At 73.8% G+C, this 14,220-nt stretch carries 8 protein-coding genes; 3 read left to right on the top strand and 5 right to left on the bottom strand.

The window, feature by feature from the left end:
* Positions 1-415: 415 nt before the first annotated feature.
* A complete protein-coding gene (locus tag ACFY0F_RS33850; RefSeq protein ID WP_388803038.1) occupies positions 416-970 on the bottom strand; it encodes a MarR family winged helix-turn-helix transcriptional regulator in 555 nt (184 codons plus the stop codon).
* A gap of 134 nt (positions 971-1,104) precedes the next feature.
* Between ACFY0F_RS33850 and ACFY0F_RS33845 the strand changes: the two genes are divergently transcribed.
* Positions 1,105-2,370 (top strand): MFS transporter, encoded by a 1,266-nt coding sequence (locus ACFY0F_RS33845; protein WP_388803066.1) that lies wholly within the window; start codon positions 1,105-1,107, stop codon positions 2,368-2,370.
* 17 nt (positions 2,371-2,387) lie between these two features.
* Here the strand turns inward: ACFY0F_RS33845 and ACFY0F_RS33840 are convergent, their stop codons facing one another.
* Both ACFY0F_RS33840 and ACFY0F_RS33835 read right to left on the bottom strand, forming a co-directional pair.
* Positions 2,388-4,037, bottom strand: a complete 1,650-nt coding sequence (locus ACFY0F_RS33840; RefSeq protein WP_388803035.1) for a SpoIIE family protein phosphatase — start codon at positions 4,035-4,037, stop codon at positions 2,388-2,390.
* 130 nt (positions 4,038-4,167) lie between these two features.
* Positions 4,168-5,544 (bottom strand): NAD(P)/FAD-dependent oxidoreductase, encoded by a 1,377-nt coding sequence (locus ACFY0F_RS33835; RefSeq protein ID WP_388803032.1) that lies wholly within the window; start codon positions 5,542-5,544, stop codon positions 4,168-4,170.
* A gap of 383 nt (positions 5,545-5,927) precedes the next feature.
* Here ACFY0F_RS33835 and ACFY0F_RS33830 point away from each other — a divergent pair, with 383 nt between their 5' ends.
* Together ACFY0F_RS33830 and ACFY0F_RS33825 are read left to right on the top strand one after the other, a co-directional pair.
* Positions 5,928-6,704 (top strand): TetR/AcrR family transcriptional regulator, encoded by a 777-nt coding sequence (locus ACFY0F_RS33830; RefSeq protein WP_388803029.1) that lies wholly within the window; start codon positions 5,928-5,930, stop codon positions 6,702-6,704.
* A 202-nt stretch (positions 6,705-6,906) separates the two neighbouring features.
* On the top strand, positions 6,907-8,577 hold the full coding sequence (locus tag ACFY0F_RS33825; RefSeq protein ID WP_388803026.1) for an RNA polymerase sigma factor: 1,671 nt from the start codon (positions 6,907-6,909) through the stop codon (positions 8,575-8,577).
* On the opposite strand, the gene ACFY0F_RS33820 is transcribed toward ACFY0F_RS33825, so the two are convergent.
* Positions 8,570-11,836, bottom strand: a complete 3,267-nt coding sequence (locus ACFY0F_RS33820; protein ID WP_388803023.1) for a BTAD domain-containing putative transcriptional regulator — start codon at positions 11,834-11,836, stop codon at positions 8,570-8,572. The two genes, ACFY0F_RS33825 and ACFY0F_RS33820, sit on opposite strands and share 8 nt — an antisense overlap.
* A 170-nt stretch (positions 11,837-12,006) precedes the next feature.
* Positions 12,007-14,109 (bottom strand): asparagine synthase-related protein, encoded by a 2,103-nt coding sequence (locus tag ACFY0F_RS33815; protein WP_388803020.1) that lies wholly within the window; start codon positions 14,107-14,109, stop codon positions 12,007-12,009.
* Positions 14,110-14,220 lie beyond the last annotated feature (111 nt).

Genomic DNA, 14,220 nt, shown 5'->3' with positions numbered 1-14,220 from the left:
TCGGTCTTGCGTTTCCGACTCTATCAGATCTTTTCTCGATCCGATTTCCTCGGTGCTTTCCAGGTTTCCCGCTCTCGCGGTTTCCCTTTCCGGCGTTTCCGACTCTATCAGATCCTCGCGGTGTCTGATTCCCCGTCAGAGGGGGTTGTCCTCCCGGCCGTTGGGCCGTTCCGACGTCTCAAACCTTAGCGGATCGTCTCTGCGATTCCCAATCGGGCCGCCGAGTCCCTATTCGAATTGAATTCGGGCACGCCGAAATCAACCCCGTCGGGAGATCGTGCTGGTGGTTTGTGGTGCCGCTCGCGGCGGCGGAGGTGCTGCCGGAGAACCGTTACGGCTCCGTGGCAACCCGAAGAACTCTACGGATCGGGCCGGGGAGTGTCAAGCAACCCCTGTCAAGATCTTTTGCTGCGGCTCAGTCGAGGTCGCTGAGCCGGCCGCCGGCGTCCGGCTGGGCGTGTTCCACCCGGCGCAGGAGCCTCGTCAGGACCTCGCCGAGGGCCGTTCGCTCCTCGGGGGAGAGGTCCTGGAGGAGGTCCTCCTCGAAGACGGTCGCCAGACGCATGGCCTCCAGCCACTTCTCCCTCCCCTCCGGGGTCAGCTCCACGATGACGCGGACGCGGTTGGTCTCGTCCCTCTCACGGGTGACCAAACCCTCCGAGACCATGCGGTCGATTCGGTGGGTCATGGCGGCCGGGGTGAGGCCGAGGCGCTTGGCGAGGTCGCTGGGGCCCAGTCGGTAGGGGGCGCCGGAGAGGACGAGGCCCTTGAGGACCTCCCACTCGGCGTTGCTGATGCCCAGGGCGGAGGTCTGGCGGCCGTAGGCGACGTTCATCCGGCGGTTCAGACGGGACAGCGCCGAGACGATCTTCTCCACCTGGGGGTCCAGGTCCTGGAACTCGCGCTGGTACGCGGCGATCTGCTCGTCGAGTGTCGGCTCGCTGCTGACGCCGCCGGTGGTGTCGGCCATGTGCGCAGTATCGCACGCGGTGCCTTTGCCTTTAAGTCCTTCGATATGTACTCTTCAACATCGAACTTTAGGTTCGAAGTCTTCAGATCTAACTCGTTAGAGAGGTGAACGTGACCAGGGCGATGGGCGCAGCGATGCGCCGGATCCACGTGGGCAACGCACTCAGCGCGTTCGGGCTCGGCTTCACCGTCCCCTACCTGTACGTCTATGTGGCGCAGGTGCGGGGGCTGGGGGCCATGACGGCGGGGCTCGTCCTCGCGGTCTTCGCCGTGGCCGCGCTGATCGTGCTGCCGTTCGCCGGCCGGGCGATCGTGCGGCGCGGTCCACTGCCGGTCCTGCTCGCCGCCCTGGTCACGGCCGCGCTGGGGGCGCTGAGCCTGGGGCTGGCGGGCGGCTCGGTGTCCGTACTGCTGTCGGCGGCGGCGCTGGGGGCCGGGCAGGCGGTGATGCAGCCGGCGCTGGCGACGATGATCGTGGACTGCTCGGCGGCGGAGACGCGGTCGCGGGCGTTCGCGACGCAGTTCTTCCTGCAGAACCTGGGGCTGGGGGTCGGCGGTCTCATCGGCGGCCATCTCGTCGACACGACCCGGGTCTCCTCGTTCACTCTGCTGTTCGCGATCGAGGCGGCGATCTTCCTGCTGCTGGTCGTGATGATGTCGACCGTGCGGATGCCGCACTCGCCCCGGATCGAGGACGCGCCGGCCGGGTCGGCGAAGGGCGGCTGGAAGCAGCTGCTCGGGAACCGGTCGATGGTGCAGCTGTGCGTGCTGGGGTTCGTGTTGTTCTTCGCCTGCTACGGGCAGTTCGAGTCGGGGCTGAGCGCGTTCGGTGTGGAGGCCGCGGGGATCTCCACGTCCGCGCTCGGCACCGCGCTGGCGGCGAACACGTTGATGATCGTCGTGGCGCAGTTCGCCGTGCTGAAGTTCGTCGAGCGGAGCCGGCGGTCGCGGGTGATCGCCGGTGTGGGTCTGATCTGGACCGTGGCCTGGCTGGCCGCCGGGTACGCGGGTCTCGGGCACGGCAGCCAGGAGATGGCGACCGCCGCGTTCGTGTCGACGTACGCCCTGTTCGGGCTGGGTGAGGCGATGCTGTCGCCGACCGTCGCCCCGCTCGTGGCGGATCTGGCGCCGGAGGGCATGGCCGGGCAGTACAACTCCGCCTTCGCCCTGGTGAAGCAGCTCGCGCTGGCCGTCGGGCCGGCGGTGGGCGGCCCGTTGGGCGCCTCGCTGCCCGCCCCGTACATCGTGACGTTCCTGCTGTTCTCGCTCGGCATCAGCGTGCTCGCGGTGCGGCTCGGCCGGTCGCTCACGGCCGCTCAGGACCGGCCTTGGGCGGCTGCCCGGAGCCGGGTCGTCACCCGCGGCGGCGCGAGTGCCGAGCCTGTGATCGCGGAGGCGTAGGCCTCACCGAGGGGATCTCACGGCCGGGGCAGTACGAACTCGCACCACACGGCCTTCCCGCCTCCCGGTGTTTTGCGGGAGCCCCAGTTCGAGGCGATGGTGGCCACGATGGCGATGCCCCGTCCCGACTCGTCGCCCGGTTCCGCGCGGCGGCGGCGCGGGAGGTGGTCGTCGCCGTCGGTGACCTCGACGATGAGGCGACGGTCGGTGCGGCGCAGGCGCAGGCGCGTGGGCGGCGTGCCGTGCTGGAGGGAGTTGGCGACCAGCTCCGACGCGGCGAGTACCCCGAGGTCGTGGAGGTCGGCCGGGAAGCGCCAGCTGGTCAGCACGCCGGAGGCGAACGCACGCGCGCGTGGGGCCGCCTCCACGCCGCCGAGGAGTTCCAGGGCGGCGTTGCGGAAGAGTTCGCCGTCGGGGCCGGTGCGGGCGGGGTGCTGGAGGACGAGGACGGCCACGTCGTCGTCGTGGTCGGCGGTGACGCCGGCCGAGCGGACCAGGCGGTCGCAGATGACCTGAGGGGTGCCGGTCGCGCCGGCGAGGGCGCCCTCGAGGGAGGCGATGCCCTCGTCGAGGTCCTCGTTGCGCCGCTCCACCAGGCCGTCGGTGTAGAGGACGGCGGTGGAGCCGGGGGCCAGCGGTACGGAGCCGGAGGCGTGCATCCAGCCGCCGGTGCCGAGCGGCGGGCCGGTCGGTTCGTCGGCGCGCTGGACGGTGCCGGTCTCGTCGCGGACGAGGATCGGCAGGTGGCCGGCGGAGGCGTACACCAGTCGGCCCTCGTTGGGGTCGTGGATGGCGTACACGCACGTGGCGATCTGGTTGGCGTCGATCTCCGCGGCGAGGCCGTCGAGGAGCTGGAGGATCTCGTGCGGGGGGAGGTCGAGGCGGGCGTAGGCGCGGACCGCCGTACGGAGCTGGCCCATGACGGCGGCGGCCCGCACGCCTCTGCCCATGACGTCGCCGATGACGAGTGCGGTGCGTCCGCCGCCGAGGGTGATCACGTCGTACCAGTCGCCGCCGACCGCGGCCTCCGTGCCGCCGGGCTGGTAGGTGGCGGCGATGCGGAGGTCGTCGGGTTGTTCGAGTTCCTGCGGGAGCAGGGAGCGCTGCAGGGTCACCGCCGTCTCGCGCTGGCGGCGTTCGCTGGCGCGCAGCCGGGCGGCGGCCTCGGCGTGGTCGGTGACGTCGGTGGCGAAGACCAGAACGGCGCCGTCGGCGCGGTCCGCGTCCTCGGCGACGGGGGTGCAGGTGAAGGTGTAGGAGCGGCCGTCGAGGGCCTTGCGGGACTTGAGCGTGCGGGGTCTGCCGCTGCGCAGGACCTGGTCGAGGAGGGGCAGCAGGCCGAGTTCGGCCAGTTCGGGGAGTGCTTCGCGCGCGGGTGCGCCGAGGGGGCGTACGCCGAAGGCCGCGGTGTAGGCGTCGTTGACGTAGGCGATGCGGTGGTCGGGGCCCTGTACCAGGGCGACGAGGGCGGGGACGCGGTCGAGGACCTCGCGCGCGGGGAGGTCGTCGACGGCGGGTACGGGCGATGTGCCGTCGGTCAGTTGTTCGGCGCGGGCTGCGGGCACGGTGCCTTCTCCTGGCCGGTCCGGGGAGACCGTGTTCTCGGTCCGCGCTGCGGCGCGGCGCTGCGTTCCGGGGAGCCGGGCGCTCCAGCGCGTGAAGTTCACAGTGGGGAAAGCCTCGTGGGTGCTGAGGGCGGGCGGGCGCCCGTCCGAGATCGTGGGGCAGTCTGACAGGTGGCCGTCCGCGGCGACATCCGTCAGACGCCGGTGCGGGCCGTGGAGTTCCTGGGTCCGGTCAGGACGACCCCTTCGGGTTGTCCTTGGGGCTGTGAGGAGGTTTTCCACCGGCCGCCAGTTCGAACTCCGCACGGGGGTGTTCGAGCGATCCGAGGGAGACGATCTCCCGTTTGAAGAGTCCGGCGAGGGTCCACTCGGCGAGCACTCGGGCCTTGCGGTTGAAGGTGGGCACCCTGCTGAGGTGGTACACGCGGTGCATGAACCAGGCAGGGTAGCCCTTCAGCCTGCGCCCGTAGACCTGTGCGACGCCCTTGTGGAGTCCGAGGGAGGCGACGGAGCCGACGTAGGTGTGGGCGTACGTCTCGAGGGGTTCGTCGCGCAGTGTGTGGGCGATGTTGTCGCCGAGGAGCTTGGCCTGGCGGACCGCGTGCTGGGCGTTGGGGGCGGTGAGGGTGCCGGGTTCGGCGGCGGTGACGTCGGGGACGGCGGCGGCGTCGCCCGCGGCCCAGGCGTGTTCGGTGCCCTCGACGGTCAGCCGGGGGGTGCACAGGAGGCGGCCGCGCTCGCCCAGTGGCAGGTCGGTGGCGGCGAGCAGGGGGCTGGGTTTGACGCCGGCCGTCCACACGACCGTACGGGTGGGGAAGCGCTGGCCGTCGCTGAGTAGGGCGACGCGGTCGGCGCAGGAGTCCAGTCGGGTCTCGAGCAGGACCTGGATGCCCCGGCGGCGCAGTTCGGTGACGGTGTAGCGGCCCATCTCCTCGCCGACCTCGGGCAGGATCCGGTCGGAGGCCTCGACGAGGATCCATTTCATGTCCTCGGGCCGGACGTTGTGGTAGTAGCGGGTGGCGTACCGGGCCATGTCCTCGAGTTCGGCGAGCGCCTCGACCCCGGCGTAGCCGCCGCCGACGAAGACGAAGGTGAGGGCGGCGTCCCGGATCGCGGGGTCGCGGGTGGAGGAGGCGATGTCCAGCTGCTCGATGACGTGGTTGCGCAGGCCGATGGCCTCCTCGACGGTCTTGAACCCGATGCCGTGCTCGGCGAGGCCGGGGATGGGGAGCGTGCGGGAGATCGAGCCGGGGGCGAGGACGAGTTCGTCGTAGGCGGCCTGTTCGACGGGGCCGCCCTCCTCGGTGGCGAGCGTGGTGAGGGTGGCGGTGCGCTTCTCGTGGTCGATGGAGGTCACCTCGCCGACGACGACGTGGCACTGGTCCAGGACGCGGCGCAGCGGTACGACGACGTGGCGAGGGGAAATCAGACCGGCGGCCGCTTCCGGCAGGAACGGCTGGTACGTCATATAGGGGTCGGGAGTGACGACAGTGATGTCGACGGTGCCCTGCCTGAGCTCCCGTTTCAGCTTTCGCTGAAGCCGCAGGGCCGTGTACATCCCGACGTAGCCGCCGCCGACAACGAGAATGCGCGCACGTTCCTTCACCATCCCATGACGCACCCGGCGCTGTTGTTTGTCCACAGCCACGACAATTTGTGTGACCGGCGCGCGGGCGTGCGCCCGGTGGGCCGGATCGGTGGATCGGGGCGAAAGCGGGCAGGTCAGAGCAGTCGGACCAGGCGGCGCGAGGGTGCGGAACCGGGACGTATGCGCCTCGTACTCCGATCGGGGGGCGCTCTGTGCGGAACCTGCCTCTTCTGAATTGACAGGCTCTCAACTATGTTCGTGTCCACGGGGTGTAGGGCATGTGGTCGAACGGGTCCGCGACGGGCGGTCCCGATCGGTCGGGGAACGGCGCCTGATCGAGCACTCCGGAATTCAGTGGCGGGGAGAGTCTCCGGGGGGAGACGTCATTTACCGGGGGAACACTCATGCATGTTCAGGACACTCATTGGGCATCCGCGTCCGCCATCGCGCCCGGTGGCACGGCGGTGGGCGGGGCGATGACCGCGGCGGCGGGCATCGGACGCGGGAACGGTCCGCGGACGACGCCGCTGCGGGTGGACGCACAGCGCAACCTGGAGCACGTGCTGCGTGCGGCGCGCGAGGTCTTCGGCGAGCTGGGTTACGGCGCGCCGATGGAGGACGTGGCGCGGCGCGCGCGGGTCGGCGTCGGCACGGTGTACCGGCGCTTCCCGAGCAAGGACGTCCTGGTGCGGCGGATAGCCGAGGAGGAGACCTCCCGGCTGACCGACCAGGCACGTGCGGCGCTCGGCCAGGAGGACGAGCCGTGGTCGGCACTGTCGCGCTTCCTGCGCACGTCGGTGGCGTCCGGGGCGGGGCGGTTGCTGCCGCCGCAGGTGCTGCGGGTCGGCGTCCTGGAGGACGGCGACGACGCCGTGGCCGAGCAGGCGCGGGTGCCGCAGCAGCGGACGCAGCCGGGCGGCGGTGAGCTGCGGCTGGTGCCCGAGCAGCCGGCGGTGGCGGCCGAGGACGACGCGGGGGCGACGGCACTGCTCGACGTGGTGGGCCAGCTCGTGGAGCGGGCGCGCGCGGCGGGCGAGCTGCGGCCGGACGTGTCGGTGTCGGACGTGCTGCTGGTGATCGCGACGGCGGCGCCGGCGCTGCCGGACGCGGCCCAGCAGGCGGCTGCCTCGGCGCGGCTGCTCGACATCCTGCTGGAGGGGCTGCGGTCCCGTCCGGCGTGACGGTCGGGGGCGTTTGCCCGGCATCCGGGTGGGGTGGGTTGCCAGGGCCCTCCCCGTCCGGGTGATGCCCGTACCGTGCGGTGGCAGGGCCGCTCGGACGAGTGGAAGATCGTGCGGCGAAGCCCTCGGCGCAGGCCGCTGTGGCAGTCTGGCCCGGTGATCGGGTCGGGCTGGGCTGGGCTGGTGGCGGGGGCTTTCCGCGATGAGTGGTGACGGGCGGGACGGGTCGCTCGGTGACGGTGACGCGGAGACCGGCGGGCTGACCTCCCCGCAGGTCCCGAGTCAGGGTGGCCGGACTCCGTTGCCGCGGGGCCGTGCCGAGACCGGTGTCCCGGCGCAGCGCGAGGGTGACTTCGTACCGCCGCGGGAGCGGCCGTCGGCCGACGGCGAGCTGATCGGGCGGATGCGCGCGGGCGACGACCGCGCGTACGAGGAGTTGTACCGGCGGCACGCGGACGCGGTGCGCCGGTATGCGCGTACCTGCTGCCGGGACGCGTACACCGCGGACGATCTGACCGCCGAGGTGTTCGCCCGCATGCTGCAGGCGGTGCGCGGCGGCTCGGGGCCGTCGCACGCCGTGCGCGCCTATCTGCTCACCTCGGTGCGGCGTGTCGCCGCGCACTGGGCGAAGTCGTCCCGGCGTGAGCAACTGGTCGACGACTTCGCGGTGTTCGCGGCGCAGTGCGCGCGCGTTTCCGAGGACGGCGGCACGGTGGAGCCCGGTGCCGATGTGCGCGCGATGCACGAGGCCGAGGAGTCGTTGGCGATGCGGGCGTTCCGCTCGCTGCCGGAGCGCTGGCAGGCCGTGCTGTGGCACACCGAGGTGGAGGACGAGTCCCCGAGCCAGGTGGCCGCCCTGTTCGGGCTGGACGCGGGCGGCACGCGGGTGCTCGCCAGCCGTGCCCGTGAGGGCCTGAAGCAGGCGTATCTGCAGGCGCATGTCAGCGCGGCCCTCACCGGTGACGAGGACTGCGCCCGTTACGCCGACCAGCTCGGCACCTATGCCCGGCGCCGGCTGCGCACCCGTGCCGAGCGGGGGCTGCGGGGGCACCTGCGGGAGTGCGCCAGGTGCCGGTCGGCGGCCGTCCAGATCGAGGAGATCGCCGGTGGCATCCCCGCCGTCGTGCCGGTCGCGGTGATCGGCTGGTTCGGTGCCGCGGGGTACGCCAAGGCGCTCGGGATCGTCGTCGGCGGTGCCGGGGTGGGCGCCGCGGCCGCTGCGGGCGGCTCGTCCGGCGGGACGGGCGGGGGCGCGGGCGGGGCGGTGGTCTCGGAGGGGCTGGGTGCCCCGGTGAAGGCCGCGATCGCGGCCGGGGTGGTCGCGGCCGGGGTGGCCGCGGTGGTGCTCACCCTGGTGAACCATGACGAACCGGCCGTGCGGACGGCCGCGCCCCCGCCGTCCGCGCCCGCGGTCCGTCCCGGGCCCGGCTCGCCGGCCCCGACACCCCCGGGGAGGACGCCGGCGCCCGCTCGGCCGGCCGCCGCGGCCGAGGCGGTCCCGGGCCTGACCGCCACACCGGCCGCCACACCGGCCGCCGCTTCGGCCGTCGCCCCGGAGCACCGGCCGAACACCGGGCCGACGCCTGCTTGGCCGCCCGGCCCGGCGCCGGTACCGACGCGTACCGCACCGTCCCCGGCCGAGCCGCGCCCCGGTCCCCCGGCGCCTCCTCCGCCGACGCCGGTGGTCTGCAGGTGGCTGGAGCTGCGGTACGACGTGCTGGCGGCCTCCGTCACCCTTGATCTGCACCGCGCCTGCTCCGCGCACGACGCGCCGGCCGGCGTCCACGCCCTGGTGCCGGACCTCGGCAGGGTGTCCTTCTCCGTCGCCGTCCCTGTCGCGGACCGGGCCCGGGCCCGGGCAGGGTTCAGCTAGCGGTCGGGGTCCTGCCCAGCTCGCGCAGCACGTCGTCGACGGTGAGGGTGGCGCCCCGGGCCCGCTCGGCCGTGTAGCGCTCGCCGGGCAGGGTGGCGCGGGCGGTGGCGTCGATGCGCTCGGCCCCGGTGCGCTCCGGCTCGGGGCGCGGATGGCCGCCGCGCCAGTGCTCACCTGCGGCGAACAGCCGGACGGCGCCCGCCAGATCGCCGAGCCGGGCCAGCAGGTCCGCGGCGATGTCCACGAGGGTCGCCGTGATCGTCTCGGCGCACCGCTTCTCCACGGCCTCCCGCAGGGCGTCGGCGACGATCGGCAGGGCCTTCGCCGGCCCGGACTCACCGGCCGTGATGAGGGCCTCCGTCGCACGCAGTCCCGCCATGAACTGCGGCGGGGGTGTGCCGCGCCGTGTCTCCGCGCAGGCCTGCTCCCACAGCTCGCGGGCATGGACGAAGTCCCCGGCGTCCTGCGTGAGGTGTGCCCGCAGCAGCAGGATGAACCCACGGGCGTCCGCCACCCCGTACCGTTCGGCCGCCGCGCCCGCCTCTTCCAGGCCGGCCAGCGCCTTCTCCCGGTTCCCGGACCGGTAGTCGATCTCGGCGAGGCGGGCGAGGAGGAACGGTGACTCGGTGTGGGCGCCCACCTCGTAGGCGAGCCGCAGCCCCTCCTCGTACTCGCTCCCGGCCTCCTCGAACCGGCCGCGCGCCATGGCCGCCTCGCCCGCCGCGCTGCACACCTGCGCCCGCATCCAGCGGTCCCCCACGCGTCGGGAGAGCACCCGCAGCTCCGCCAGGTCGTCGTCCACGCCCTGCAGGTTGCCGGGTGAGTCGACGACCATGTGGGTGCGGAACATCAGGAGGGTTCCGATCTCCCAGTCACCGCCGTACCGGCGGCAGTTGGCGACCGCCTTGTCGAGGATGGCCCTGATGTCGTGCACCGGGCCGCCGTCCAGGTAGTAGCCGGTCATCGGCCAGACGAGGCCCGGCATCCGGGCGGCCCGCGGGCCGCCGCACTCGAACGCCTCCCGTACCCGGGCGATGTAGGCGGGTCCCCGCTCGTCCGTCGCGAGGTCCGGGGTGCCCGCCTCGGACGTCAGGAGGAGCTGCAGCATCCGCAGGTCCATGCGCAGGGCGTACCGGGGGTGCCCGGTACCGCCGTCCGGGGCTTGGAGCAGAGCGTCCACCGGGTCGGCGGATTCGGCCAGGGCGGCGAGTTCCGCCGGCGGGGCGCCCTCGGGGGCGGTGTCCAGGGCGACGCCGAGGCGCAGCACGCGCTGCACCCACTCCACGGCCTCCTGGCGGTAGTTCCGCAGCCACCAGAACCAGCCCATGCCGAGGACGAGCGCGCCGGCCTCCTCCTCGTCACCGGTGCGCACCGCCCGGTCGAGCGCCGCGCGGATGTTGTCGAGCTCGGTCTCCAGGCGGGTGATCCACGGCAGTTGCTCCGCGGACCGCAGCAGCGGCTCGGCCTTCTCGACCAGCGCGCCCACCCACGCGCGGTGCCGTCGCTCGGCGGCCGCGCGCAGACCGGGGGCCTCGGCGGCGCGCTCGGCGGCGTATTCGTGGATGGTCTCCAGCATGCGGTACCGCATGCCGGTGCCCCGCTCGCACGGCGCGGCCACGATCAGGGACTTGTCGACCAGTGCGCCGAGCAGCTCGGCCACCGGGCCGGTGCACACCGCCTCCGCCGCCGCGAGGTCCCAGCCGCCGGCGAACACCGCCATCTCGCGCAGTACCGTCCGTTCCGGTTCCTCGAGCAGTTCCCAGGACCAGTCGACGACGGCGCGCAGGGTCTGCTGGCGGGGCAGGACGGTGCGGCTTCCGGAGGTGAGGAGGCGGAAGCGGTCGTCGAGGCGGTCGGCGATCTGCCGCGGGGTGAGCAGTCTGAGCCGGGCCGCGGCCAGCTCGATGGCGAGCGGCAGACCGTCGAGGCGGCGGCAGATCTCGTCCACGGCCGCGGTGTCCTTCAGCACGGCGGCGGCGTCGGGGCGGACGGTCGCCGCGCGTTCCGCGAAGAGGCGGTGCGCCTGCTCGGGGACGAGGGGCTCCACGGGGCGCACCGACTCGCCGGGCACGCCCAGGGGTTCGCGGCTGGTGGCGAGGATCGTGAGTCCCGGGCAGCGGGTGAGCAGCGTCTCGGCGAGGCGGGCGGCCGCGTCGATGATGTGTTCGCAGTTGTCGAGGATCAGGAGCAGGCTGCGTGGTGCGCAGTACTCGACGAGCAGGGCGACCGGATCGGTCTGCGGGGCGGCCAGCTCGTTGGTCATGAGTACGGTCTCGCGCAGTCCGAGGGCGCTGACCACCGCGCCGGGAACCGCTTCCGGCCGGTCGAGCGGGGCGAGCTCGACCAGCCAGGCCTGCGGATGCCCGGCGGCGGCCTCCTCGGCGAGACGGGTCTTGCCCGAGCCGCCCGGTCCGGTCAGGGTGACGAGACGGCCCCTGTGCAGGTCGGAACGCACGGCGTCGAGTTCGGGCTCCCGTCCGACGAAGGAGGTCAGCCGGGGGCGGAGGTTGCCGGCGGGGCGGGGCGGGGCCGGTGTCGGCGGTGTCCGCTGTTCGAGCAACGACGCGTGCAGCGCCTTCAGTTCCGGGCCTGGGTCGGTGCCCAGGGAGTCGGCCAGAGTACGGCGGGCGGATTCGTACGCGGCGAGGGCGTCGGCGGTGCGGCCGGTGTCGCGCAGGGCGCGGATGAGCAGCGCGTGCAGGGGCTCGTCGTAGGGGTGGGCCGTGGTCAGTTCCGTCAGCTCCGGTACGACGGTGTGGGCGCGGCCGAGCCGCAGGGCCGCCTCGGCCCGGGCGCGGGTCGCCGCCAGGTGGAGGGCGTCCGGGCGGGTGGCGGCGGTGCGGTCGGGGAGGTCGGCCAGGGCGGGGCCGCGCCACAGCGCGAGGGCGTCGGTCAGGACACGGGAGGCGGTGGCCGGGTCGTCGCGGTCGAGGGCGGCGGTGCCGTCGCGGACCATGCGCTCGAAGACGAAGAGGTCCACGTCGTCCTCGCTCGCCGTGAGCCGGTACCCGCCGGGGTCGGAGGCGACGGCGTCCCTGCCGAGGCCGCGCCGGAGACGGCCGACCAGCGCCTGCAGGGCGGCCGGGGCGTCCTGCGGCGGATCGTCCGCCCAGACCTCGTCGATCAGGGTGTCGTGGGTGACGGCGCGGCCGGGACGCAGGGCGAGAGCGGTGAGCAGGGCGCGCAGACGGGGGCCGAGGGGTATGAGGGTGCCCTGGTCGTCCGTCGCTTGGGTCGGGCCCAGGAGTCTGTACCGCATCGGATCATTGTGGCCGGGGTACGCCGGGGCGGCACGGGAGTTTGGGTGCTGTCGGCAGCTCCGGGCGCGTAGATCCAGCCCGTCTGGGGGTGCCCCCTCTGGGGGAGATTGAGGACGAGGCCGTTCAGGCCGATGGGGGTCTGGGGGCGGAGCCCCCAGGGACGGCCCCGTCAGTACCGGGCAACCGACTCACCCCCAGAGGCCAACGCCCCCCTTCTCGGCGTAATCCCGGAGGGCACCGCACGGGCGCGGGCCGGCGTCCCCGTCCAGCAGGTGCCCCGGCGGGAGAGCAGGCGGCGCAGCCACAGTTCCAGGGAGACGAGGTCGGCGAGGCCGTCCAGGGGGAGGGGCTCGCCGGCCGCCGCGCCGCGCAGGGCCTTGCGGACGACGCGGGCCTCCACCAGTCCGGCCTCGGCGAGCAGGGGGGTGCCGAAGAGGGACATCAGGTCGTCGGCCGCCATCCTCAGCCCCGTGCGGGCGGCGGCGTCCGAGGAGGCTTGGGAGGGGGCGCCCCAGCCGGGAGGGAGGTCGGTGATGCCGGTGCCCTCCAGGACGGTGCGCAGGATGTCGGCGCGCGCCCCCGGCTGGACCCGGAGGGCCTCGGGGAGGTCGCGGCAGGCCCGGACGACCTGGTTGTCGAGGAAGGGGGCGTGCAGGCGCTGGAAGCGGATCTCGGCGGCCTGTTCGAGGACCCGGATGTCCGCCGCGTAGCGGGACAGTGCGGCACGCGCGCGGTGGTCGCCGGGGCGCTGGCCCGGGCCGATGCCGGGGCGGTTCACCGCCCCCTGCAGCAGAACCGATACTTCAGCGAGTGCCTCGCCGGTCAGCCAGCGTGCCGCCGGTCCGGGTCTGGCCCAGGTGAGCGCCGCGAGGGACGCTCCGACCGCGCCCGCGGGTTCCTCGAAACGGCGGCGCATCAGCCGCTCGGCGAGGGCCTCCACGCCGGCCCGGTACGACGTCCGTGCCAGCCGCCGTGCCGCGCTGTACACGCGCGCGGGGACCATCACCGAGCCGTCCGCCTTGGCCAGCGCGGCGACGGGCCGCACCAGGTGGCGCCGTTTGCGGTCCATCAGGAGGTCCGCGAGGCGGGCGGGGTGGGCGTCCAGGGCCTGGCGGGCGCCGTGCCCGGTGAAGTGGTCCGCGCTGCCGGCGGCGAGGCGGGCGCGGTGGCGGGCCGCCCAGATCAGGGAGCGCCCGGGTTCGTCGGTGAGCGGGCCGTCCAGGTCGGCGTAGGGCAGGACCTCCTCGCCGCCGGTGACGACGACGTGGTGCAGGCGCGGGTTGGCCGCGAGCGCCCCCGCGCGCTGGAGTTCGGCTTCCCGGCCGCGCACGGCCAGGTCGTTGAAGGTGACGGCGAGCAGCCGCTCCCCCGCGCCCGTGCCGTGGCCCAGGACGGTCCCCGGCCTGCCGGGAAGTCCGGCCGCGAGCAGGGCGAGGGTGCCGGAGGCCGGTCCGCCGGACAGGTCCGCGCCGATGCCCGGCACCGGCATCCCGCGCGCGGCCCGCCGCTCGGCGGGTCCCATGCCGGGTACGGGTCCGGGGTCTATGTCGGCTCCGGGGACGTGCCGGGGTGCGGAGAGGCGGGCGCGGACGGCGTCGACGAGCGCGTCGCGCACCGCGTCCACCGCGCGGTCGGGGTCGGCCGACGGCGCCGCCACCGCGAGGGAGGCGACCGGCTCGTACCCGGCGATCTCGCGCGCCCCCGCGCGGAGGATGAGCGCGTGCCCCGGCGGAACGCGGCGCACTCCGTCGTACGGCGTGGAGTCGTAGAGCGCGGCCGGTACCTCGGGGGCGGCGAGCAGGGCGGCGAGGTGGCCGAAGTCGAGGTTGGCCTCGATGAGGTCGGCGAGGGGCAGTGCGGCCGTCGCGTAGGCCGTGCCGCCGGCCCAGGGGGTGTGGAACACCGGGCGGGCGCCCGCGAGGTCGCCGCAGACGGTGACGCGGCGGCCGACCTGGACGACGGCCGTGTAGCTGCCCGGCCAGGTCGTCAGATGCCGCAGCGCGCCTCCGCGCGCGGTGAACAGGCCGAGCCGCAGTTCCTCGTCGGAGGCGCCGCAGGTGCCCAGGACGGCGATGCGGTTCTGTCCGTCGGCCTTCACCACCCGCACCTCGTCGGGGCGCCAGTCGCCGACCGCCCACAGGGGATCCGGGTCGCCCCACAGGAGTTGGGAACCGATCGGGTGCACGGTCTCGCCGTCGTCCCCCATGGCACCGGCGGAGCCGATTCCGGCGGCGCCCGTGGCGGTGCTGCTCCATCCCACCAACCACCGCATGGACGCCTCCACAGCCTGTGGACAACCAGTGCACCATTCGAACCGGATCCCATGCTGCCATGAAGAACGCGCCCCCGAGTGATGACGGCGCCGCCTCGGATACCATCGGCG

Source organism: Streptomyces sp. NPDC001544 (genome assembly GCF_042894285.1).
GTDB lineage: Bacteria > Actinomycetota > Actinomycetes > Streptomycetales > Streptomycetaceae > Streptomyces.
The sequence above is the reverse complement of the archived record's forward strand: the minus strand, read 5'-3'. Positions and strand labels throughout refer to the sequence as shown.